The following is a 22,171-nucleotide window of genomic DNA, read 5'->3' as shown; positions in this document are numbered from 1 at the left end:
GCGGAACACGTTCTCAAGCCTTTCACTAGGGGTTTGTATTTTAAACGCATCGATATCATCGCCTAAAAATTTTAATGCCGCTGCCTGCTTGAAAACCGAAAAATAATTTTCCGATAGAATGTTGGATTGATGAATTTTAAAAAGAGGGATTATGTCATATTGTTCTTTTTATCCGCCATAATTTATGGCATCAATTTGATCGGGCCATTGACTATCGGAAAGATAAGTAAGGTACTTTTAACTTCCATTATCACTTCTTTATTTCTCAGAACCATCACAAACATCATACGGTCATTCATTAACATTGCCGCCAAAAAATAAAAAGGGGACTGTCCCCCAACGCTTTAAAGTGTTAAAGCAAAATAACCCTTGAAAATCAAGGGTTATAGTTCTTTAGGGTTACGTCAAGCTTCATACAAACGCACTAAATTATGGGGACTGTCCCCTTTACAGAGGAATTCGGGCCCGATATTGTTCGACCAAACGCTTGTTGTGCGTGTCGGCGCCTTCGATGTTGCCGCTTAAAAAGATGGGCGGTTCGCTGCCGCTTTCGGCGAGAAGCGCAATGGTTTCGGCAAAAATGCCGTTTAAGATGGCGGCACCGGTCACCGTCGATGACGGCGCGAACGGGACGGCGACTTTCGGATGGCTGAGGACGGCATCCCCCACGGGTGCGTGGTTATCGATGACGAGGTCGACCACCTCATAAAGGCGTTTGCCGCTGACATGTCGCGACGGTTGGCTTTGCGAGTATTCAAGCGACGTCACGCCGATCACAAAAGCGCCTTGCGCTTTGGCATACAGCGCCACGTCAACGGGCACGGGATTGCGACCGGATGTCGAAAGGACAAACACCACGTCTTCTTTTTTGAACTCATAATCTTGCAAAAAGGTCGAAGCGTAACCATTTTCCCGTTCCAATTCCGATGAACGGACAGCCCCTTCATGAAGCATGAGCGGTTCTATCAAAATCGGCTTCACCGGGACGAGTCCGCCGGCCCGGTAAAAAACTTCTTCAGTCAAAATGTGTGAATGGCCGCAGCCGAACAATTGGACGATACCGCCTTTTTGCAAACCTTCAGTGACTTTACGAGCCGCTTGCCTCAGACGATCGCCTTCTTCTTTTTCAATCAACGTTAGGAGTTCATTGATTTTGTTAAAGTATGCGGTCAGCATGTTTCACACCACCTGATTCACGATGTTTTGGACGATGTCCGGACGTGTACGGCCGGTTTCCTTATCCATGGCCGCTCCAAAAATGTGCGGCATGATCCACTGTATGCCGGTGTTCTTTAATGCTTGGTACAACGGCTCCACGTGGTCGGCCGCAATCCCGCCGGCCGGCTCAATGCCTTTAACGCCGGCTTTGGCTAAAGCCGATGTCAGCGCGACGAGTTCCTCGAGATGTTGCAAACCGTTCATCGGCATAAACTTGACGGATTCAATGCCCAATTCGCCCGCCGTCACGGCAAACGTTTCAACAGGAATCTCCGCCCCGTTTGACAGCTTGACCGTTCCCTTCTTGCCGCTTGGTGTAACCAAGGCGTTGACGATCTGTGGTACACCCTTTGCATCCAAAAAACCTTTGGCGTAAACGGCGGTTTTGAAAGGTTGATTCAGGTGGCCGGGATTGGCACGTGCGGCTATATCCAACGCCTTTTTCCACATGGCGATGTTGCCGTTGCCGCCGAGGCCAATGCTCACCACGGGTGCAACTTGTTTCATTTCCTTCACGACGGCCACCGCCTCATCCACCGATTCGAAATCCGCGGCGGCTATGCCAGGCACCACTCGCCCGTTGCCGACACGAACAATGTCTTCGGCATTATCCTTGTCTTTGGCCAGAAAGTTAAAGAAGATGGTACCCGGTTCGGTGATTCGATTGAACATGGTCCTGCTCCTTTCGGAGGATTTCCACCATTTTTGCGACAGCGGCATCGATCACTTTTTGCCCTTTTTCTTTCGTGGCGAGCGTCGCATCCCCGAGCACCGCCGTTTCCGTAAACCACTCCCACGGCGTCGGCGTCATATCCGCTTCTTCCGCGATGTGCGGCACGTCGCAAATCGCCTTATCCATATCGACGTATTCTTCGGCCAGATAGAGCATGTAGGACGTCTCCAATTCGCATGCGTGGAAATAAGAAGCATGAGTCGGCGGCGTTTCCCGCACTTCATTGATGACATCCTTCGTTCCGGGGTAAAAAAAGTAATAGATTTTCATGTCTTGGTATTCATCGAAAAGCTTTCGGGCCGCCTCTTTTAAAGCGACGGTGTTGCCAAGGTGGCCGTTGATCATGGCCAAAATGCGAAAGCCCTGAAAATATAAGCTTTTGCCGATATCGACGATCAAACGAATGAGCGTTTCATTGCTGATGTTGATGCTGCCCGGAAAATGGCGAAGGCTCCACACCTGTCCGTAAGCCACAACGGGCAACTGAAGGGCACCGGTCTGTTCGGCCACCCGTTTCGCCAAGCGCTCCGCGAGCAAATTATCCGTTCCCAGCGGAAGATGGGGCCCGTGTGCTTCTATTGCTCCGACCGAGAGCAATGCCGTCCGTTTCGCTTTTTTGACTGCCTCTTTAAAATCAAAAGCGTTGAGATGCTCGTATTGCATCACCATCCTCCTTTCTCTGTTGCCGGTGCGGAGTCTGTTTCAGGGGCTTCACATACCATCCTGTGCGGTTCATTGTTTCGATGGATCAGCCCTTTATCCGGCACTTTCAAAATGAAGGCCCTCGATGGACAACTCGACTCACCTGTTTTATTTTTTAAAAGCGAAGCATCGCGCGGGGTTTTCGACGAAAAATTTGCGGACGAGCCGTTCGCCGTCGAAGCCTTTCCGGTTCGCTTCCTCGATGAACCGCGGCACCCATTTCGCGATGATATATTCCAAGCCCAGGCCGTAGTCATAGTGCTTGTAGTAACTTTTTCTTGCGGTGTCGCCGCTGATCAAAATTTGATCTTCATAGCCTTTTTCGACCAACGCGAGAATGCAAGCGATCCTCGTGCTCTCGGGGGCGTATTTGATCTTGGCGATGCCGTCAAACGACAGAAACGCCCCGGTCTTGGCCACTTGTTCGTGATAATACGGATCCGGATTGCGGTCCATATGTCCGAAACTGACGTAAGAAAGGTCCACGCCTTCCTCTTTTAAAATTTCAATTTGTTCAAGCGCCATCGTTCCGGCTTCCGTGTGGGAATGGATCGGGGCTTTCGTTTCATGATGGGCGCGGGCGACCGCACGAATCGTTTTTTCCTCAAGCGGCGTAATTCGGTTATACCCCGTTCCGAACTTCACTTGCCCGCCCTTAAATGGCGTGCCTTCCAGTCCTTCCTCCACTTCTTTAATGACAAATTCGGCCAATTGATTGATGGAAGAAGCGTCGATCCATTGACGAAACGTTTCATAGTTTCCAAGCACCGGCTTTAAACGTTCAGGGATTTTCGCGGCCCACAAAAAACTTTTATTGAACCCAGCCGTACCGATGATGCGGATCCCGGTCTCTTCGGCAATCGCTTGGACGTCCTCCACGTGCCGGCCGTAATCAACCGCCGTCGCATCAACAATCGTTTGGCCGCCGTGTTTTTTAAAATCCAGAACATCTTGTTTGGATTTTTCCTTATCATCCAGCAACAAATCGTTTTCGCCGCGCTCTTGCCAGTAGGGCGGCGTGCAGACAAGGTGTTCATGCGAATACGTAAAACCCATGTCTTTCGGATCGATGTCTCCCGTTAAAGTTCGCACGAAACTCATGATGAACATCTCCCGGTGATTCGTAGTTAATGGAAAAACCTTTGACGGTTTGATGTCTTTAAATGAGCAGTCCGTTGCATCGATAAAGCGTCGCCTTGGCGATCCGCCCGGTCGGAGCAAAAAACGTACGGCGGATGCGCACGTCATGTCCGTTTAACGTAGCCAACCGCACGAGAAGCGTTTCTCGACAGCGGGCAAAAGGAATGGAGCTGGACGGAATGACCGCGTTCATAAGCTTTCAGAGCAGAAACCCTTCAGCAGCAAAAAACGTTATGGCAAGCAAAACGATGTCGGCCGTCAAAAGGCAATGAGCGGCTCAAAAAGCTTCGGGAAACGGATGTCTAAAACTCACGAAACTACTGGCAACCATCGACAACCTGCAGCCGCCTTGCCGACCGTCTGAAAACCCTTTTCCTCATAATCCCGGTCACACTCTGCGCAAAGAAAGGGCACACGAAGCGCCCTTTCCGTTTTCAGTTAGGCGGGATTAGAAGAAGAGATTGGCCAAAAGATGGATGACGGGGCCGAGAATGAACATATCGGAATCCGCTGCCCACATCGCCGTATCGGGGATGGTGCTGCCGATCAAGAAATGAACCATGATATATTGGCCCCATGCCACGACGGTCGAGGTGATGAAACCGGCGATCAAAGCGCCGCGCACACCGCCCGTTGCGTTGCCGAAAACCCCGGCGGTCGCCGAGTGGAAGAACAGGACGATCATCGTCGGGATAAAAATGTAACCAACGGTATTGCCGATGATGACCAACCAAATCAAAGCGCCGACAAAGGAGCCGAGAAATCCCAAAATCACCGCGTTGGGCGCAAAGGGAAATACAACCGGGCAGTCCAATGCCGGTTTAGCGCCGGGAACGATTTTTGTCGCAATGCCTTTAAAAGCCGGAACGATTTCCCCAATGAACATTCGGACGCCCATCAACACGATGGCAATGCCGCCCGCAAATTGGAAGGATTGCACGATCGAGTAGACAACGAAGTTTTGGTCGCCCGCTTTTTTGATCAGACTCTCCGCTCCCGGGGTTCCCTTGAAAACGATGACCATCGCGCCGATGAAGAACAAAACGCCCATCGTCAGCGCCGTAATGACGTTGGAATCGCGGAGAAACTCCAGGCCTTTCGGCAGCTTAATTTTTTCGGAATCGTTTTCTTTATTGCCGAAAACCTTACCCGCCAGCGCACCCAATAGAGCGACGGAAGCGGAAGTATGGCCGAGCGCGATATTGTCGTTTCCCATGATTTTTCTCATGAAAGGCTGGGTTAAAGCCGGCTGTATCGTCCAATACAAACCCATGACAATCGACAGGAACAAAACCAGTTTTCCGAAAGACACATGACCGGCGGCTTGAATGACGATCCCGGCAAAAATGGTGGTCGTCCAAAACATCATGTGTCCCGTCAAATAAATGAACTTCAGCTTCGTGAAACGGGCGAGCAAAACGTTAATGATAAAACCGATGGTCATCGCCAACGTGACAGCGCTGCCATATTGACTGATGAAATGGTCTTGTCCGATAAAATGGCCGAGCGAGCTGTCGTGGAGGTTAAACACTTCTTTCCACATCGGTTCAAAAACGGTTAAGGAATTGACGATGACATTGGCGCCCGAACCGATGATCAAGAAACCGATGACCGCTTTAAACGTCCCGCTGATGACTTGATTGGCCGTCTTCTTTTGGACCAATAAACCGATTAAAACGATAAGTCCCAAGAGAATCGCCGGTGTGCCGAAGAAGTTGTTGGCCAACCACTGAATGATTTGCATGCTCCACACACTCCTTAAAAGTTATGAGATTACTGGCTCAGATGTTTCTCCAATGCCGTTTTTATTTCTTCTTGATCAAAATAGTTTTCCACCAAAATGATCGTCGCGTCGTGGTCGCCCAAAGACTTGGCCAGTTCACTATTAGTGATGATATAATCGGCCTGCATGCTCGAGGCGCTGGAAACATCCATATGCTCGACGTCCGCTGTGACGCCCAATTCGTTGAGCACGGTCTCCACGTTCATGCGCAAAATCAAACTCGTTCCTTGTCCCAATCCGCACACGCAAAGTATTTTCATCCTATTTCCCTCCCAAAATCGGCAGCATGTCCTGATAGGATTGCACTTTTAACAACATGTCGATATGTTCTTTACGACTGAGCAATTGCATGAGGCGCTTTAACAGCATGAGATGTTCGTCCGATGTTGAGGCGCCCAATGCGAAAACCAACCGTACCGGATCATGTGCGGAATGGCCGAAAACGACGGGTTTTTCTAAACGAATCATCGATATGGCGGCCTCTTTCACCCCATCCTCCGGTCGTGCGTGGGGAATCGCCAAATGCGGCGCCAATACAAAATACGGACCGTTTTTGCGATAAGATTGAATCATGGCATTTATATAAGCCGGCGATACCGCGTCCGCATCGGCCAGAAGCTGGCCGGCTGCCCGGATCGCGTGCTCGGGGCTGTCCGCGTCGACGTTTAAATCGACAAGGTCTCTCTCCAAAAACTTCATCGGTCTCTCCTTCTATCCATGTTTGATGCCAGTCGGCCGCAAAAGGGCCAACAACTCCTGTTCGTTTTGTGACGCAAGCAGAGCTTGAAACCCTTCTTTTCGGCTGAGCAAGCGGGACAATTGCGACAAGGCTTTCAGGTGTCTTTCATCGTCCGTCGCCGCGAGAACGACGATCAGTTGCACCAGATGGTGTTCATCCGGAAACGGAATCGCCTGCCGCAGCTTCAAGACGCTTAACCCCAATTCCCGCACCCCGTCTTCGGGTCTGGCATGCGGAACCGCTACGCGCGGGGCGATTACCATATACGGTCCCATCGTTTGGACATTTTGCAGCATGGCATCCACATAACGGTCTTCGATCGCTTGTTTAAGGAGAAGCGGCTCAGCCGCTATTCGAATGGCGGCCTCCCAGTTCGCCACGGAATCTTTGATCTGAACCGTATCGCTTGAGAGCAGGTCAGCCAATCCCGGTTTTTCTCGGTGCATGCCCACGATTTCCGGCTGATGCAAATAGCCTTGCAATGCTTGATAAAGCCCCGATCGGTCTGCAATTGTTGCATGCTGTTCGACGATTTCCAGAATCGTCTCGACCGACAGATGGCGCCTTCGGGGCACCTCCGTTTTCAATGCCAACTTCTTTTGCAGTTCCAAAAGCTGGGCCTCAGTTAGAATCGGGCTGACACGGACGGATCGCCATCAGCCAATGGTGTGGTCGAAATGATGAAATCGGCCTGATGTTTATATTGGTGATAATTCCTGGTCGTCGCCGTACGGATGATTTCGATGGACGGAAACCATTCCTCCAATTGTTGTTGCAACATCCGCGACGTGCCGACGCCATTGGCGCAAACGACTAATACTTTACTTTTTTTTCGGACCCGTAAGCCTTCACGGCGCAGCCAGCCTCCAAAGTGCAGGGCCATGAAGGCGATTTCATTTTCCGGCACAGGTTTTTGCACCACCGCTTCGAGACGGTGGATCACCTTTTCCGTTAAATGATAAATTTCCGGATAGTGTTCAATCACTTGCTCAGCAACGGGATTGATCATTTGAATATCATAGATTAAGCGGTAATACGCCGATTTTAAATGGATCAGCATGTTGCGTTCCATTTGTTCCCGATCTTGGAATTGGACGAGCGCCAACTTCTCAAAATCATCAATCATTTTTTTAATGATCACGGCCAACTTTTTGATATCGCGGCTGTCGGTTTCTTGCACGCGAAGATCGTTGACCCGGGCACCCAAAAAATGGGTAGCTAAGTAATAAATCTCATCATCGGGAATGTCCAGTCGGTAGACATGAGCCAAGTGCTCCATTAATCTTTGTGCCAATGCTTTTTCCGGTGTATCGCTCAGAACATCCTTTTCGATCGGATCGAAGCGCACCACCCGATCCAACTGAATGCGGCGAAGGATAAAGATCAGACGAATGGCCAGCTGACGATGGACATCATCGGTGTATTCCAACTCAAATTGGGTTTCACATCGTTGAATGAAGTGCACTAGGTCGTCAAAAACACGCGGATGAAGGGACGGAAACACCATGGCGCCTTCGTGACGAAACAGCTTTTGCTTGTTTATTTCTAAAACGGACCAAGCATGTTCGGGAAAAATCACCGATAAATAATAGACCATCGCCTTCCGACAGCTTTTCTCGTCGCCCTCAATGAGGTAGCCTTTCCTCCGATCAGACAGCAAAGCCACCTGAAATCCGTCAAGACGGTTTTTTAAAATTTTAATATCCTCAATGATCGTATTACGGCTGACCCGGAAAAGTTGGGAGAGATCATCTATAAAGACGGGACGGTCCGTCGTCATTAAATGCAAAATGATCCAAGCTTGTCTTTCCTTCGTCGTATACTCGTAATCCCGCTCATTGAGGGTTTTGATGTCTTCCTGGATTTTTCGCTTCTCTTTTTCCTCCAAATAAACACCGGCGTTGCGAATTTTTTTCAGCGGCGAATAACCCCGTTCTTTCAGCCAGTCGTCAATTTTATCGAGATCGTAGTAAATGGTCCGGCGCGACACCCGGAAAGTTTCCGTTAAAAACGGAATGGTCACATACCCGTCCGCATGCACAAGGTGATTCAAAATGGAACAACTGCGCTGATCCAGTGCCATCGGGTGATGCCTCCCTTGCCTACCCCTCTATCCGGTGCTCACTTTTAATTTAAAGCAAGAGAATTGCAAATTATAGACCAAACGTCCCACATCGTATTGTGCAAAGATTGGGGGACTGTCCCCCAATGCTTTAAAGTGTTAAAGCAAGAAAACCCTTGAAAATCAAGGGTTATAGTACATTTGTTGTATGAAAAATTTAATACGTATGGATTAAAATTCGGGGACTGTCCCCCATACGATTTGTTTTTTTAATTCCTGGACCTTTTCGGGATTGACGTAACCGGTGAGCGGTTCGGCGGCGTTGGCGGCTCCGCAGGCCGCAGCAAGCGTCAGCGCCTCTTCGATGGTGTCTCCGTTGACAAGGCCGACGGCGAGGCCGGCGACAAAAGCATCGCCGGAGCCGACCGCGCTGACGGTTTGGACTTTCGCCGCAGTCATTCTATAATGCCGGCCTTCAAGCGAGATGAAGGCGCCCCGTTCCCCGTCTGAGACAACGATGAGCGGAACGGCATACGTTTCATAAAAATGATCGAGCGCCCGCCAAATCTCGCGTTCGGTCGTGATCGAACGCCCGAGGATTTGCTCAAGTTCCTGACGATTCGGCTTGATCATATACGGGCGCTCGGCCAGGCCGTCCATTAAAGCCGAGCCGCTCGTATCCAATAACACTTTGATTCCTCTCTGAGAGGCATCGCGGATGATCCTCCGGTACAGCTCTGACGAGACACCCCGGGGGAGCGAACCGCTGACGACGACAACTCCTCCCGCCGCGAGGATTTCGGCCAGGCGATGCCGAAAGGCCTCCACTTCCGCGGGCTGAATGACCGGGCCTTTTTCCAAGACTTCGGTTTGGGTGCCGTTGGCATCGATGAAGGCAAGGCATACCCGCGTTTCGCCTGCAATCTCCACAAATCGGTCGTCTATTCCCAATTTCGCAAGCTCTTCACGAATCCACCGGCCGTTATTCCCGCCGAGAAATCCTGTCGCAACGACTTCCGCGCCCAAAAGGCGGGCCACTCGTGAAACATTCAACCCCTTGCCGCCGGCCGTGCGGAGCGGAGCGTCGGTGCGATTGGACGCCCCGATCCGGAGGGCGTCCAATCGATACATCGTATCAATCGCGGGATTCAAGGTCACGGTCACGAGACGCCGGCACTTCTCTTCAGCGTTCCAGCAATGGGCAGAAAACTGATCATCCTTCATCAAAGTCGCTTCACATCCCGTCACCTCATTTTTACGCGTTGGCATGATTCCGCCGTTCATTAACCTTTTTTGCACTCTTGTTTCTCGAGGTTTCTTGCAGCCGCCCGGATCCGGCGCGTGAATCCAGGCGCGACCCTTCTCAAGTCATTCACGAGTCCCATAATAGGTACAATCCGCCGATTTTGCTCCACTTTCGAATCATCCAAATCCAGGCGATCCATCATCTGGCCTTTTGGCAATCGCGCACACCTTGGCGGCTGCTTTGAGTGTCTTTTCCCACAAGACGAACCCACCTAAACAAGCGGTGGCTCCGCCTTGCCGTGAGCGATCAAGGTCGTCCATTTACGCTTTTCCGTGGCTTCCGCACATCTTGATTTTTTCAATGACGACTTTTTTCATGGCTTCTTTGCCGGGCGTCAAATATTTGCGGGGGTCGTTTGCGTCCGGATGTTCGGCGAAATATTGTTTGACCGCGTCGGCGAAAGGAATTTTCAGATCGGTCGCGATGTTCACTTTGCATATGCCGCGCCGGATCGTCTCCTGAACGATCGGCGACGGCACGTCCGAAGCACCGTGCAAAACGAGCGGAACGCTGACTTCTTGACGGATGGCTGACAGGCGCTCGAGATCGATTTTCGGCTCGCCTTTATAAAGGCCGTGCGCGGTGCCGATCGCCACCGCGAGCGAATCGATGCCCGTGCGCGCCACGAATTCCTTGGCTTGTTTCGGATTGGTGTACCTCGCGTCTTTTTCATCGACGATGAGGTCGTCCTCAACACCGCCCAACCGGCCGAGCTCGGCTTCGACGGAAGCGCCGAGGCGGTGGGCATAGTCGACGACCTCTTTGACGATTCGCACGTTTTCTTCAAAAGGTTCATGCGAAGCGTCAATCATGCACGACCGGACACCCATGTCCAAATAGGTTTTGATGGCTTCAAAAGATTCAAAGTGGTCAAGATGAAGCGCGATCGGTATATCGTGTTTGCGCGCCGCCGTTTCCACAATGGCGACGAGATAATCCCCGCCCGCGTATTCAAACGTGCCCGGGGTGCCCGCCAGAATCACCGGCGAGCGCCATTCCGCCGCCGTTTCGACGACGACTTGAACCGTTTCCAGGTTATGAATGTTGAAGGCCGGCACCGCGTAATGTTCTTTTTGAGCTTTGATTAACATCTCACGCGTATTGACGATATGAGAAGAATTTTCGCTATGCATCATAAAGCCTCCCGATTGCGTAAATGAAAGTTTGCCTTCACAAACCGGTCGAACAGTCATTGCTCCCACAATCCGACTGAATGAAATCCATGTTTATCCGCACGCTCGCCCGCCGAATAAAAGGCGTTTTGCCGCGCCCCTCTATTCCATGATGAAAAGGTTCCTCAACGGAGGAACCTTTTCCATCAGATGCCGTCGGTTTCCACGGCTTCCGTTTCCACGGTTTTCCTTTTTTCGAAGACGCCCGTGGCGTTTTGGCTGACGGAAACGACCCGCCGCGCCAAAGAGGCGAGATCTTCCGTTTCTTTTGTAAAAATGGCGTCGAGCAAGGCGCCGACGTTGCAGCCGGCAACGACTTCGATGCGCTCATTGTCATAGGCAAGCGACGCCGCGGTTTTAAACGGTGTACCGCCGATTAAATCGCAGAAGAAGAGAATGTCGTTTCCGTCATTTTCTTCTAGAATGCGCTCAAACTTTTGTTTGAGATCCTGGTCGGATTCTCCCGCGATGAAGTCGACAAAGTAGAGATCTGGGTTATCGCCAGCGAGAAGCTCCACTGTACTTTTAATCCCCGTTGCGAACTGGCCGTGTCCGGTCACCACAATCTTTTTCACTTACAACACTCCCAAGAACGAAAGAATGATCGCCATCACAAAGGTGACAAGAATCAGAATGACGGGACTGACATTTTTCTTCTTCAAGAAATAGTACATCAAGAACGTATAGCCCAACGGCAGAATGTTCGGGAAGATGTGATCAAAGAAATCTTTTTGCAACGAAATGCTATGGCCGGGGCTGATTTTAAACGACGCGAGCACGTTGATGTGCACATAAGTCGCGATCAAACCGCCAATGACCGTCACGCCGAGAATGGAAGCGGCCTTCGAAATGACTTCCGAATTGTCCTTGATCTTGGCGATCGCCCGAACGCCCAGGGAATAACCCGTGTGCGCCCAAAAGATTCTCATCAGGAAGATGGCCAAATAGACAAGGAAGAAAATGATCGGACCTAAAATGTTGCCGTCTTTACAGAACGAAGCCGTGATGCCCGCCACGATGGGCAAAATCGTAAACCAGAAAATCGCATCCCCGATGCCGGCCAAGGGGCCGAACAAGGCGACTTTCAAGCCGTTAATGGTATTCCGTTTTTCTTTGCTTTCCTCCAGCGACAAAATGAGGCCCATAAGGAAAGGCACGAGCGGCGGGCTGGTGTTAATAAACTCCAGATGATCCTTCATCGCTTCGGATAAGCCTTTTTTGTCGTTCTTATAGATTTTCTTCAAGAACGGCAGCATGGCATACAGCCAACCGCCGGCCTGCATGCGTTCATAGTTGAAACTCGCTTGGAGGAGTACGGAACGCAGCCCCAATTTCGTGATATCGCGCTTCGTCAATACTTTTTGATTCTCTCTGGTCTCCGTTGCATTAGATGCCATCTTCATAGCCTCCTCCCACATTTCCGCTTTCCGCGACTCTCTTTTCCAGCTCAGCTTTTTCTTTGTCGTTATAGAATTGATAGATCGCCGCAGCCGCGCCGATGACCGCTACAGGCAGCAAATTGCCGAATTTGATAAAGCTTGCCGCGAGAAAACCGATCATCAAGTAGGGCAGATATTTGCCTTTCAACATGACTTTCATTAACAAACCGAAACCGACCGCCGGCAAAATGCCCCCGGCGATTTCGAAACCGTGGCTGAGCCATTTGGGCATCGCGTTGACCAAATCCTTCATCGGTTCTTGCGCGACATAAGCGCTCAAGAAAACGACGACGCCGTAGGTCAAGGCGACGATCACCATCGGCAGGATGGTAATGCGCGCAAAGCCTTTCGTGTCCGCTTCTTCCGCATACTTGTCCGCTTTTTGCATGAATACGGAGAAGATAGAATAATAGAATAAGATGATGTATTGCATGAGAAAACTGAACGGTAAGGCCAAACCGATCGCGGTCGACGGATTGCTCCCCGTCGTATGGGCGAGAACGACCGTCATGACGCCGGCCAAAATCGGGTTCGGCGGTTGTGTGCCGCCCGCGGGCGTCAAACCGGCAAAGGCGAGCTCCGTTAAACCGCCGGCGACCACGCCGAGCGTCGTGTCGCCCAGAGCCATGCCGGTTAAGGTACAGACGATCATCGGCCGGAAAATGTACAAGCCTTCCAACCAAAAGTCAAAACCTGCAATGATGGCAATAACCGCAAGAATAATGCCTTGTGTCAACGTAATGTCCATCATCATCACTTCCTATTCAATGTAATGTTTGGGATCGCCTGGTGTATCTTGAATAAATACATTAATGCCTTTCGATTGAATGTAGCGCAAATCTTCCAAATCTTTGTCGTCGACATACACTTTTTTCGTGATCGGTCTTTTGCCTTGAGAAAAGTGCATGTTTCCGACGTTGACATCCTTGATCGGCACGCCACCGTCGACCAGTTGGCGGACGACTTCAGGCGTCCGGCAGACGATAAAGATTTTTTGATGCGGCGCCGCTTTATGGATGATGTCGATCGTTTTTTGCACGGTAAAGAAGCGGATGCCGGCTCCGGATGATTTCGCCGTCGCTTCCATCAGCTGTTGTTGGAGCGGATCGTTTGCCGTTTCATCATCAACGACGACCAACAAATTGGCGCCGAGCGATGTCGTCCAAGTCACCCCCACTTGTCCGTGAACCAGCCTGTTGTCAATGCGTGTGAGCAAAATGTTTGGTGTTCCCATGTTTGCTTTCCTCCTGGTTGCTATTGTTAATAATTTTCTTTAAATAGATGTCACACGGCTACTATAACGGCGGATTCCGATGAAATCGCCAATGAGCCATCAAAGCCAAGCGGCCGCCTCGTTGTCCGCAAAGACGTGCAAGTTCGGATGAAGCTGCAATATCGATGCGGGGACGGACTCCGTAATCGGCCCTGTTAAGCTTTCCCTTAATATATCGGCCTTATGACTCCCGTTGGCTATTAAGACGATGTGTTGCGCATGCATGATGGTTTTTATGCCGACGGTCACGGCCTTGTCGGGCACGCGATCGTATCCGCCGAATTCTTCGCTGTGCTGATGTTTTGAGGCCGGTGCGATCTCAACGATATGGGTGAGCGTGGCAAATGCGGTACCGGGTTCATTAAAGGCGATATGCCCGTTTTCCCCCAGCCCCAAGAGAATCGTGTCGAATCCGCCATGCCGCTCAATGTCTTTATCGAAACCGCCGGCATTTTCTTCATGCAACCAATGAATGTTGCCATCATCAATCTGCGCGATTCGGTAAAAGCGATCGTTTAAATATCGGGTGCACGTTCCTGCTCGCGTGCGGTCAACCCCGCAATACTCGTCGATGTTGTAGAAATGGACATGGCCGATGTCTGCGCCTCTGGACAATTTTTCAACCAACCGCTCGTACAAGCCGACCGGCGTTTTCCCGGTGGCCAGACCGATGTTGACCCGTCCAGTCGTTTGCGTCATGCGGCCGTAGAGAAAAGAAGCGGCGGCTTCGCTCATCTCCTCATAGGTCCGCGTCACGGTCACTTTCACTTTCATCACCTGCTTTTCGAGCGATGTTCAAACGGATAAAGCGTCACGCCTTTGACGACGCGGTTCACTGTTCCATCCGGACGTGGATTATCGGGATGAATGCCGAGCTTCATCGAAGAAAACATTGCATACAGCTGGCCGTATAAAAGGTAATCCAACGCGATAAAGCTGTCCGGCAGATCGAAATCGCCATCCTCGGCAACGGTCAGCACCCTGTCGCTTTCGCCGGTCAACGCTTCATCTTTTCCATACGTCACGGCCACAACGACATGGCGGCCTTCATCACCCTTCAACTCTTTTAAAAGATCGCGTTCATACTTGCGCGTATACGGATCGTTGGACAGGAAAACGAACACCAACGTGTCGTCATTGACGATCGACTTCGGGCCATGGCGAAAGCCCAATACCGATTCCGACAAGGTCGGGATGATCCCTGACGTCAACTCCAGATTTTTCAAAGCGGTTTCTTTCGCCAGCCCCTTCAACACCGAAGAACCGAGATAGACGACGCGCCCTTTCCCCAATCGCACGAGTTCTTGAACGCTTGGATATTGTTCGTTCAAAATCCCTTTGGCCTGTTCAATGACCGGACGCAGTTTGGCTTTGGAAGCGTCCAGATTGTCCAAGTCGAAAATCAGCAGCGCCGTTATGTACATGCAGCTGAAGGAGCTGGTCATCGCAAAGCCTTGGTCGTTGGAAGCCTCCGGCATGTAAAGGACCAACCCGTTTTCACACGCCTCCGCTTTTTTCGCCAACTCGCCGTCGGGATTGCACGTGATGACGATGTGCCAAATCTCTTTGACGAGCTGCTGCGCCAGATCAAAGGCCCCGACGGATTCCGGGCTGTTGCCGCTGCGCGCAAACGACACGAGCACGGTCGGAACGTCCGGGTTCAAGTAATCCAAGGGGCTCGAGACCAAATCGGTCGTCGCAATCGATTCGACGCGGTTCGGAATCAAGCGGCTGACATAAGGGGCGGCGGTATCGCCGACATAAGCCGAGGTGCCGGCTCCCGTGAAAATCACCCTTGCCTTCTTGTCGATGAGTTTGTCTTGCAAAAAGGCTTGGATCTCGGTCTTCCGGTTTTCTATGATGTTTATGGTTTCTTCCCACAGTTTCGGTTGTTGAAAAATTTCGGCCGCCGTAAATTTATTTCCCTTTTTCTCCAACTGTTCCGTTGCAAACCCAAACAATGTCAACTCCACCCACATCCTTTTCGGGGGACAGTCCCCCAATACTTTAAAGCGCTGAATCAAAGGAAATGTGTCATGATTTTGTTTTTCTCATCGTCTTGTCGTGTTGTCATTACCACTATTTTCAAGTCGCCGACATTCGCCGCTCCCATGCAGAGCCAAGGGCGAATGCGCGTTATATATAACATTGCCGTGCCGCGATTTCGCCTGTTGCCGCGGGCCCCGCCGCTGTTTGCCACTGTGAGAAAAGGTTATGTTTCCCCAACGCGGACACTCGCACGCTTTATGTCTGTTGCTCCGGTTGGCTGACGGATTTGAGCCTTACAATCGTATCGATTGTTTGCCAACTGGAGTTGAGCGGCTCTCGAGCCATTGCTAATTTTTGTTATCCAGGCGGACGCGGTATTCGAAGAGATCGCCGCGGGCAATCGTATTCGTATATTCGACGATGATATCGCCATCGTAGGTGAACCGCTCAACTTTTAACGACGGAATTTCGACCGGTATCTGCAACAACTTCGCCTCATCGTCTCGGGTTACGACAGGTCGGAAGACTTCTTCCGCCATCGTCGGCTTGACGCCGAAACGGGTCCGAAGCATATCGTACAAAGACATGCTTTCGAGATCTTCTTTTCGGATTCCGGGAAACAGATCATGCGGCACGTACGTCGTCTCGAGCAACATCGGAATGTCATCCGCCAGGCGTAGCCGCACGAACTCATAGACGGGATCGCCTTCGTTGCGCTTCATTTTGCGGGCGATTTTTTTATCCGCTTCTATGACTTTGAACGACAACACGTTGGATACCGGTTTCTTGCCCAATCTTTTCATTTCCTCGGTGAAGGAGTAAAAGCGGGCAAGGTTTTGGTTCACTTTTCTCGGAGCCACGTACGTCCCTTTCCCGTGTTGTTTATAGACGTACCCGTCCCGCTCCAGTTCGGAGATGGCTTGCCTCACCGTCGTTCTTGAGAGCCCGTACTTTTCGCATATTTCCCTTTCCGAAGGCAGCTGGTCGTTTTCCTCCATATGATTTTCAATCTCGTCGACGAGAATTTCCATGAGCTGAATGTACAGAGGAATCCGACTATTTTTGTCGATTTTCTTCATGTTAACCCTTCCACAAACCCAGTGGTGATGTGGTCATTACCAGTATAAAACGACTAGTCAAAAATGTAAAGGCATACATTTAAATTTGGGGACAGTCCCCCAGCGCTGTAAAGCAATAAAGCAAAATCACCCTTTAAATTCGCGGAGTTTACTACTTTTGTACGGTATGATGCATAGGCCGAAAGATTTATTTTTGGGGGACTGTCCCCCAATGCTTTAAAGCGCAAAAGTAAAAAAACCCTTGAAAGGCAAGGGTTATAGTGCATAGGTATTATCTTAAATGTCATGCATTAGACCTAAATTTGGGGGACTGTCCCCCTATCCTCATTCATTGATTTTCCAAACGGACGCGGTATTTAAATTTATCGCCGCGGGCAATGGTGTTCGAATATTCGATGATGGCATCCCCGTCGTAAGTAAACCGTTCGATCTTTAACGACGGTACTTCAGCCGGCATTTTCAACATTTCCATTTCAAATTCCCTCGTCATGACGGGGCGAAAGACTTCTTCCGCCATCGTGAGGCTGGCGCCGAAGCGGTAGCGAAGGATGTCGTATAATGGCGTTTTTTCCAGATCAGCTTTGCGGATCCCGGGAAAGCGATCGTGCGGGACATACGTCGTCTCAAGCAACATGGGAACGTCGTCCGCCAGGCGGAGCCGAGAAAACTCGTAGACAAGATCGCCTTCATTGCGCTTCATTTTGAACGCAATTTTTTTATCGGCCTTCACAATATTGAAGGACAACACTTTTGACACCGGCGTCTTGCCCAGCTTCTTCATTTCTTCGGTAAATGAGTAGAAACGAATCAAATCTTGGTTCAATTTTTTCGGCGCAACGAACGTCCCTTTCCCTTGCCGTTTATAAATGTAGCCGTCCCGTTCCAGTTCGGAAATGGCTTGCCTCACCGTCGTTCTCGAGACATCATACTTTTCGCAAATTTCCCGTTCCGAAGGCAGCTGGTCATTTTCTTCCATCTGGTTTTCGATTTCGTCGATGAGGATATCCATGAGCTGGATATACAAAGGAATCCGACTGGTTTTATCAATTTTTTTCATTATTAACCCTTCCGCCTGCATAGTGGTGATATAGTCATTACCAGTATAAAATGATTCTCAAATAATGTAAATGCTTACATTTAGACTTCATCCATTTTTTCAAATGATCGGAAAGGATAAGAGCAAATCCGATTACGTTATCATCAACTGTTCACTATTGATTTTCGTTGAACGAACGGACAGAATAAATATAATTTAAAAGACATATATAACGTGGATCGGTCAGGGGGAAACGACGAATGGATTACGTCAGGGAGCTAAGAAAACTGGTTGGCCACAGGCCTTTAATCCTCCCCGGCTCTGTGGTGTTGATTATCAATGAGAACCATGAAGTGTTATTGCAAAAGCGAACCGATGGCCGATGGGGCTTGCCCGGCGGGATCATGGAATTGGGAGAAAGCCTTGAAGATACGGCGAGAAGAGAAGTCAAAGAAGAAACGGGACTCCTGATAGGAGAGTTAAGATTAATAGGCGTTTTCTCCGGCCCGGAGTATTATGTTAGAGCCGCCAATGGCGATGAATTTTATTCGGTCACCGCCGTTTATGTCACCAACGATTTTAAAGGCGACATCAAAATAGATGAGACAGAATCCATGGATGTTCGGTTCTTTCGCTTTGAAGATTTGCCCGATGGCTTAATCGACAAATATCGCCGTTTTATTGAGGGGTCAGTCCCCCGAAAATAAGCCTCTTAGTCTACTATTTAGGTTGTACTAAAGTATTAAACCGTTGATTTCACAGCTTTCTTTTGCTTTAACGCTTTAAATCGGCGGGGGACTGTCCCCCAAAAATAAAACATTTTGTCTATATTTGATATCATGCAAAAGTATTAAAACCTTAATTTAACGGCGTTCTTTTGCTTTATCACTTTAAAGCAATGGGGGACTGTCCCCCTTACAAGAGCCTTTCGATTTTGTCATTTGTTCATTGCATGCCGCAAAAGGGCTCGATCTGCACAATGGCGACTTTTTTACGGGAAAAGAATTAGATCAGGCCTATGCGGAATATTATGAGGAATTTTTGCGGTGCCTGGGCGCTTTTGATCAATACAGCGTTTTGGGACACCTGGATTTGGTGACCCGCTATCGCTATGAAGAGGGAGCCGATCTCCATTTGGAGATCATCGAAGAGATATTCAAGAAAATCATTCCTGAGGGCAAAGGCATTGAGGTCAATACGTCGGGGTATTATTACGGATTGAGCCGAGCCTTGCCCGGGAGAGAAATTTTGCAGCTTTATAAGGACATGAACGGCGAAATCATCACGTTCGGTTCCGATGCCCACTTCCCGTCACGGATCGCCGAAGCCTTTGATGAAACCATGGACCTTTTAAAAACCATCGGCTTCCGCTACATCGCCACCTTCGAAGAGATGGAACCCGTCTTTCATAAAATATAGAGGGACAGTCCCCCTAAAGGGATTGTCCCCTTAAATATTCTACATAGTACGCAAAGTCTCGGGCGCCGAAGAGGACAAAGCGGATGCGTTTCAACGTTTTAAGGTTGGCCGTTTCCGAAAGAACAAGCGGAATGACCACTTGTACCGCTTCCTTGATCGGATAACCAAAAATGCCCGTGGAAATGGCGGGAAACGCGATGCTTTGCACATGATGTTCTTCCGCCAAGCGCAAAGCGTTCCGATAACAATTTCCGAGCAAAACCTCTTCAGGTTTGTCCACGCCATACACCGGTCCCAAGCAGTGGATGACATATTTGTTCGGCAACCGGAAACCGGGAGTGATGACCGCTTCTCCGGGCTTGATGGGCGCGAGCGGCCGGCATGCCTCGGCCAATTCGGGACCGGCCGCGCGATGGATGGCGCCCGCCACACCCCCGCCCGGCATCAGCATGGCATTGGCGGCATTCACTACCGCTTCCACGTCCGGCTGTCTCGCAATATCCCCTTGCACACATTCAATGACCACGCCGTTTTTTCTGACTTCCATCTCTTTTCCCACCTACTCCGTTTTCGATGATCGTACGCCGCTTACGTGTTTCTTCTTGCGGCGGTTCCATGCATTCCCCTCAATCGCTTTCTGCCTTACCCATTCTCTGCAAAAATGGCGAACTAAGATGCCGGAAAAACCCGCTCCGCTTTTCCCGTCTAGAAAAGATCTCGACATCTAAATTTTAATACTAATCATTTACGAATGGCCCTTCATCTATATTTAAACAGCTTTTCGATGAACACCCATCCCTTAAAACGCTCATCTGAAGAAAAATTCAGGATGGACTTGTCCGATTTTTTGTGTTAGGACTGTAAAAAAGACGATTCGGGAGGCTGAAACCGATGACCAACGCTTCATTGGAAAACATCTCCGCGAACTGGAAGAACGATTGCTGCAGACCGAAGTTCGAAAATCGCCAGAGGAGCTGGATCAGCTGCTTGCCGACGATTTTGTGGAAATCGGAAGCTCAGGTCGCCTGTTTAACAAACAGCAAATCATTGAGGGGCTGATCAACGAAACCCCCGTTCACCGAACTTTGTTGGACTTTAAAATCAAATTATTGGCGCCGGATGTCGCGCTGGTGACTTACCGCGTCCACAATCACGAAGAACAGAGATACTCCTTGCGCAGTTCGATTTGGAAACGAAACGAAGACCGATGGCAAATGGTCTTTCATCAAGGGACCCTCACCGCCGCACCGTGAGCGCCTTGTCGGCTGTCAGAAGATTAAGCGAAAACGATCGATTCGCGAGCGTGGATCCAAACAGTGGGAAAAACCGGCCGAAAAAGGTCGGCTTGATGCCCTGAAGAAACACTATCATCGGGCGGTTCAACGCTCATGTTCCCACCATTTCATGGGCACTGCGATCAATCATATCCAAAAGAAAGGTTTGGGATGGATGATGGAAATCAGAAAACCAACAAATGCTGAACTGGAACAAATTCTAACCCTTGCGCCGCAAGCCTTGTACGAAGGGACATTGGGTAAGGCAACATTGACCCATGAAAACACTAAGAAACTGATCACGGCGCTTTTGGAAAAGGGTTGTTATTACCTAGCCGCCTTTGAAAATGATCAATTGACAGGCTGGGTTCTGATCGGCGCAAGTCAAGACCGGTTGACTGAGAAGGAAACGGGTTTTATTTACGAACTATACGTTAAGCCGGAATTCAGGGGAAAAGGTCTTTCAACACAGTTAATGACAAGGGCCATTCACCAATTAAAAGCGGAAGGTTATTCTGAGATTCGACTGAATGTATTCGCAGGAAATCCGGCTATAAAGCTATATGAGAAAATGGGTTTTAATGTTAGAAACCTCACGATGAGCTTATCTCTAAATTAAATTATAGACCATACCGTTTTCCGGACGAAGCCGGCGACGCTGGGGTTCGGAAATGAAAAACACAGGGCCGCCTCATCGAAGCCCGGTTTATATGCGAATGACCCGCGGTTTACGTTTTTCCTACGCGGTTCTTTCTCGGCATGAGCATTTTAAAGACCGGGACATCCCAAACGGGACGGCCATGCGAATGCATCTTTTCGGAGGCTTCGGCGCGGGAGAAAGCGGCGCATAAAGCCAAACCTCTCCCGCCGCCGGATCGCACCGTGGAACCAGAGCAACTCCCCTCATGATTTATTAAGCAACGCGGCCACTTCTTGCGGGCGGACATCTAAACCATTTAATTCGTCAAGTCCCACCCATACCGGCTCATAGCTCCCGCGCCGGCAATCGCCTGACGTGAATTCAGCTCCGTTTCCCGAACCGAACCGACCACCGACGCGGTTAGCTACATAAAAATATTGGAAACCGTTCCTCTCGACGGTGGTCAACAGTGACGCAATCTCAACGCGGAGTCCCAACTCCTCAAACGCTTCTCTTTTCGCAGCCTGCTCCGGAGTTTCATCGGCCTCGATGCCGCCGCCGGGGAAAACAAAATAGACCTTCCCGTTGACCGTTCTTTTGATGAGCGCGATTTTACCCTCTTCTATTAAAACAACGCCGGCTCTATGTCTCATCAATTCAAGCCCCTTCCTATCCCTAGTTTCCATATATAGAAACAACCGATAAAACACAAACGCGCAAATGGTGAGGATTCGGTATTATTCCTTTAATATGGTCATCCCCAAGAAGGGTTCAACGGGCATTATATCTGAAAATACTTATTTTTTTCTATGCTTATCCCGGTACAAAAACGCGAAAACCATGCCTAAAACCCAACTTGTTGATGTGAAACGCCGTTTCATCAAGCCAAAACGGCGTTTTGCATATTCAGTCCCGCAATAATTGCCTTCTAATCAATGATTAAGGTTCCGATGGATCCCACTTCATGTTTCCAAATGACTTAACTGGGCAATGTAACCGACCAATCACAATGGCGTTCGTTGCTCGTAACGAGTGCCGCCTCACCCGAGAAATGATTGACACGGCACAAGAAGAGGCATGACGACCTTTTCACCAAGATGTCGTTTACAATTATTATTTTAATATATATAATATGAAATATCAGTAAATTAAGATTGGCGCCGCTTC

The 22,171-nt window shown here is 49.8% G+C and carries 25 protein-coding genes; 4 read left to right on the top strand and 21 right to left on the bottom strand.

Annotation, left to right across the window (positions count from 1 at the left end; translation table 11 throughout):
• Positions 1-447: 447 nt before the first annotated feature.
• The 19 genes from CCB157_RS02555 to CCB157_RS02465 form a co-directional block, all read right to left on the bottom strand.
• Positions 448-1,176, bottom strand: coding sequence for an SIS domain-containing protein (locus CCB157_RS02555; RefSeq protein WP_077614362.1), 729 nt, complete (start codon positions 1,174-1,176; stop codon positions 448-450).
• Positions 1,177-1,179: 3 nt separating this feature from the next.
• Positions 1,180-1,890, bottom strand: coding sequence for a KDGP aldolase (locus CCB157_RS02550; RefSeq protein WP_077614361.1), 711 nt, complete (start codon positions 1,888-1,890; stop codon positions 1,180-1,182).
• Positions 1,850-2,614, bottom strand: a complete 765-nt coding sequence (locus tag CCB157_RS02545; protein ID WP_077614360.1) for a creatininase family protein — start codon at positions 2,612-2,614, stop codon at positions 1,850-1,852. Before CCB157_RS02545 ends, CCB157_RS02550 begins: the two co-directional genes overlap by 41 nt.
• A 147-nt stretch (positions 2,615-2,761) precedes the next feature.
• Entirely contained in the window at positions 2,762-3,754 is a 993-nt protein-coding gene (locus CCB157_RS02540) for a phosphotriesterase family protein (RefSeq protein WP_077614359.1), read from the bottom strand.
• Between the two features lie 487 nt (positions 3,755-4,241).
• Positions 4,242-5,537 (bottom strand): PTS ascorbate transporter subunit IIC, encoded by a 1,296-nt coding sequence (ulaA, locus tag CCB157_RS02535; protein ID WP_077614358.1) that lies wholly within the window; start codon positions 5,535-5,537, stop codon positions 4,242-4,244.
• A gap of 29 nt (positions 5,538-5,566) precedes the next feature.
• Positions 5,567-5,836: a PTS sugar transporter subunit IIB gene (locus CCB157_RS02530; protein ID WP_077614357.1), complete on the bottom strand. Its 270-nt coding sequence runs from the start codon at positions 5,834-5,836 to the stop codon at positions 5,567-5,569.
• Between the two features lies 1 nt (position 5,837).
• Positions 5,838-6,275, bottom strand: coding sequence for a PTS sugar transporter subunit IIA (locus tag CCB157_RS02525; protein WP_077614356.1), 438 nt, complete (start codon positions 6,273-6,275; stop codon positions 5,838-5,840).
• 12 nt (positions 6,276-6,287) lie between these two features.
• Positions 6,288-6,926 (bottom strand): PTS sugar transporter subunit IIA, encoded by a 639-nt coding sequence (locus CCB157_RS02520; protein WP_077614355.1) that lies wholly within the window; start codon positions 6,924-6,926, stop codon positions 6,288-6,290.
• 14 nt (positions 6,927-6,940) lie between these two features.
• A complete protein-coding gene (locus CCB157_RS02515; RefSeq protein ID WP_077614354.1) occupies positions 6,941-8,398 on the bottom strand; it encodes a BglG family transcription antiterminator in 1,458 nt (485 codons plus the stop codon).
• A 210-nt stretch (positions 8,399-8,608) separates the two neighbouring features.
• Complete coding sequence (gene pfkB, locus CCB157_RS02510; RefSeq protein WP_238594566.1) at positions 8,609-9,646, bottom strand: 1-phosphofructokinase; 1,038 nt, start codon at positions 9,644-9,646, stop codon at positions 8,609-8,611.
• A gap of 297 nt (positions 9,647-9,943) precedes the next feature.
• A complete protein-coding gene (locus CCB157_RS02505; RefSeq protein ID WP_077614353.1) occupies positions 9,944-10,816 on the bottom strand; it encodes a tagatose bisphosphate family class II aldolase in 873 nt (290 codons plus the stop codon).
• A 185-nt stretch (positions 10,817-11,001) separates the two neighbouring features.
• Entirely contained in the window at positions 11,002-11,430 is a 429-nt protein-coding gene (locus CCB157_RS02500; RefSeq protein ID WP_077614352.1) for a PTS sugar transporter subunit IIA, read from the bottom strand.
• The gene (gene agaD, locus CCB157_RS02495; RefSeq protein ID WP_143286897.1) at positions 11,431-12,252 is read right to left on the bottom strand and encodes a PTS galactosamine transporter subunit IID; all 822 of its coding nucleotides are present in this window, start codon (positions 12,250-12,252) and stop codon (positions 11,431-11,433) included. It abuts the gene before it with no gap.
• Positions 12,242-13,042, bottom strand: a complete 801-nt coding sequence (gene agaC / locus CCB157_RS02490) for a PTS galactosamine transporter subunit IIC (RefSeq protein ID WP_143286896.1) — start codon at positions 13,040-13,042, stop codon at positions 12,242-12,244. Before agaC ends, agaD begins: the two co-directional genes overlap by 11 nt.
• 12 nt (positions 13,043-13,054) lie before the next feature.
• Positions 13,055-13,528, bottom strand: coding sequence for a PTS galactosamine transporter subunit IIB (gene agaB, locus CCB157_RS02485; protein ID WP_077614349.1), 474 nt, complete (start codon positions 13,526-13,528; stop codon positions 13,055-13,057).
• Between the two features lie 99 nt (positions 13,529-13,627).
• The gene (locus CCB157_RS02480) at positions 13,628-14,335 is read right to left on the bottom strand and encodes a glucosamine-6-phosphate deaminase (protein ID WP_158077175.1); all 708 of its coding nucleotides are present in this window, start codon (positions 14,333-14,335) and stop codon (positions 13,628-13,630) included.
• A 5-nt stretch (positions 14,336-14,340) separates the two neighbouring features.
• On the bottom strand, positions 14,341-15,528 hold the full coding sequence (locus tag CCB157_RS02475; protein ID WP_238594565.1) for an SIS domain-containing protein: 1,188 nt from the start codon (positions 15,526-15,528) through the stop codon (positions 14,341-14,343).
• Between the two features lie 375 nt (positions 15,529-15,903).
• Positions 15,904-16,635 carry a GntR family transcriptional regulator gene (locus CCB157_RS02470; protein WP_077614346.1) on the bottom strand — a complete coding sequence of 244 codons (732 nt, stop codon included), beginning with the start codon at positions 16,633-16,635 and terminating at the stop codon, positions 15,904-15,906.
• 328 nt (positions 16,636-16,963) lie between these two features.
• The gene (locus CCB157_RS02465) at positions 16,964-17,692 is read right to left on the bottom strand and encodes a GntR family transcriptional regulator (RefSeq protein ID WP_077614345.1); all 729 of its coding nucleotides are present in this window, start codon (positions 17,690-17,692) and stop codon (positions 16,964-16,966) included.
• Positions 17,693-17,931: 239 nt separating this feature from the next.
• Between CCB157_RS02465 and CCB157_RS02460 the strand changes: the two genes are divergently transcribed.
• On the top strand, positions 17,932-18,378 hold the full coding sequence (locus tag CCB157_RS02460; RefSeq protein WP_077614344.1) for an NUDIX hydrolase: 447 nt from the start codon (positions 17,932-17,934) through the stop codon (positions 18,376-18,378).
• Between the two features lie 199 nt (positions 18,379-18,577).
• A complete protein-coding gene (locus CCB157_RS02455) occupies positions 18,578-19,090 on the top strand; it encodes a histidinol-phosphatase HisJ family protein (RefSeq protein ID WP_077614343.1) in 513 nt (170 codons plus the stop codon).
• Between the two features lie 13 nt (positions 19,091-19,103).
• Here CCB157_RS02455 and CCB157_RS02450 read toward each other — a convergent pair whose 3' ends face one another.
• A complete protein-coding gene (locus CCB157_RS02450; protein ID WP_077614342.1) occupies positions 19,104-19,637 on the bottom strand; it encodes a macro domain-containing protein in 534 nt (177 codons plus the stop codon).
• Between the two features lie 325 nt (positions 19,638-19,962).
• On the opposite strand from CCB157_RS02450, the gene CCB157_RS02445 reads away from it, so the two are divergent.
• Complete coding sequence (locus tag CCB157_RS02445; RefSeq protein ID WP_077614341.1) at positions 19,963-20,343, top strand: nuclear transport factor 2 family protein; 381 nt, start codon at positions 19,963-19,965, stop codon at positions 20,341-20,343.
• A 199-nt stretch (positions 20,344-20,542) separates the two neighbouring features.
• Positions 20,543-20,983, top strand: a complete 441-nt coding sequence (locus tag CCB157_RS02440) for a GNAT family N-acetyltransferase (RefSeq protein ID WP_077614386.1) — start codon at positions 20,543-20,545, stop codon at positions 20,981-20,983.
• 284 nt (positions 20,984-21,267) lie between these two features.
• Here CCB157_RS02440 and CCB157_RS02435 read toward each other — a convergent pair whose 3' ends face one another.
• Positions 21,268-21,660 carry an NUDIX hydrolase gene (locus CCB157_RS02435; RefSeq protein ID WP_077614385.1) on the bottom strand — a complete coding sequence of 131 codons (393 nt, stop codon included), beginning with the start codon at positions 21,658-21,660 and terminating at the stop codon, positions 21,268-21,270.
• Positions 21,661-22,171: the final 511 nt, after the last annotated feature.

The organism is Caenibacillus caldisaponilyticus (assembly GCF_002003465.1).
Classification (GTDB): domain Bacteria; phylum Bacillota; class Bacilli; order Bacillales; family Sporolactobacillaceae; genus Caenibacillus; species Caenibacillus caldisaponilyticus.
Note: the sequence above shows the minus strand (reverse complement) of the source record. Positions and strands in the feature narration are given on the sequence as shown.

Bases quoted from the DNA above. Each gene is read 5' to 3' on its own strand.
- CCB157_RS02555 (WP_077614362.1), bottom strand. From the start codon at position 1,176: ATGCTGACCGCATACTTTAACAAAATCAATGAACTCCTAACGTTGATT.
- CCB157_RS02550 (WP_077614361.1), bottom strand. From the start codon at position 1,890: ATGTTCAATCGAATCACCGAACCGGGTACCATCTTCTTTAACTTTCTG.
- CCB157_RS02545 (WP_077614360.1), bottom strand. From the start codon at position 2,614: ATGCAATACGAGCATCTCAACGCTTTTGATTTTAAAGAGGCAGTCAAA.
- CCB157_RS02540 (WP_077614359.1), bottom strand. From the start codon at position 3,754: ATGAGTTTCGTGCGAACTTTAACGGGAGACATCGATCCGAAAGACATG.
- ulaA (WP_077614358.1), bottom strand. From the start codon at position 5,537: ATGCAAATCATTCAGTGGTTGGCCAACAACTTCTTCGGCACACCGGCG.
- CCB157_RS02530 (WP_077614357.1), bottom strand. From the start codon at position 5,836: ATGAAAATACTTTGCGTGTGCGGATTGGGACAAGGAACGAGTTTGATT.
- CCB157_RS02525 (WP_077614356.1), bottom strand. From the start codon at position 6,275: ATGAAGTTTTTGGAGAGAGACCTTGTCGATTTAAACGTCGACGCGGAC.
- CCB157_RS02515 (WP_077614354.1), bottom strand. From the start codon at position 8,398: ATGGCACTGGATCAGCGCAGTTGTTCCATTTTGAATCACCTTGTGCAT.
- pfkB (WP_238594566.1), bottom strand. From the start codon at position 9,646: ATGCCAACGCGTAAAAATGAGGTGACGGGATGTGAAGCGACTTTGATG.
- CCB157_RS02505 (WP_077614353.1), bottom strand. From the start codon at position 10,816: ATGCATAGCGAAAATTCTTCTCATATCGTCAATACGCGTGAGATGTTA.
- agaD (WP_143286897.1), bottom strand. From the start codon at position 12,252: ATGGCATCTAATGCAACGGAGACCAGAGAGAATCAAAAAGTATTGACG.
- agaC (WP_143286896.1), bottom strand. From the start codon at position 13,042: ATGGACATTACGTTGACACAAGGCATTATTCTTGCGGTTATTGCCATC.
- agaB (WP_077614349.1), bottom strand. From the start codon at position 13,528: ATGGGAACACCAAACATTTTGCTCACACGCATTGACAACAGGCTGGTT.
- CCB157_RS02470 (WP_077614346.1), bottom strand. From the start codon at position 16,635: ATGAAGAAAATCGACAAAAATAGTCGGATTCCTCTGTACATTCAGCTC.
- CCB157_RS02465 (WP_077614345.1), bottom strand. From the start codon at position 17,692: ATGAAAAAAATTGATAAAACCAGTCGGATTCCTTTGTATATCCAGCTC.
- CCB157_RS02460 (WP_077614344.1), top strand. From the start codon at position 17,932: ATGGATTACGTCAGGGAGCTAAGAAAACTGGTTGGCCACAGGCCTTTA.
- CCB157_RS02450 (WP_077614342.1), bottom strand. From the start codon at position 19,637: ATGGAAGTCAGAAAAAACGGCGTGGTCATTGAATGTGTGCAAGGGGAT.
- CCB157_RS02440 (WP_077614386.1), top strand. From the start codon at position 20,543: ATGGAAATCAGAAAACCAACAAATGCTGAACTGGAACAAATTCTAACC.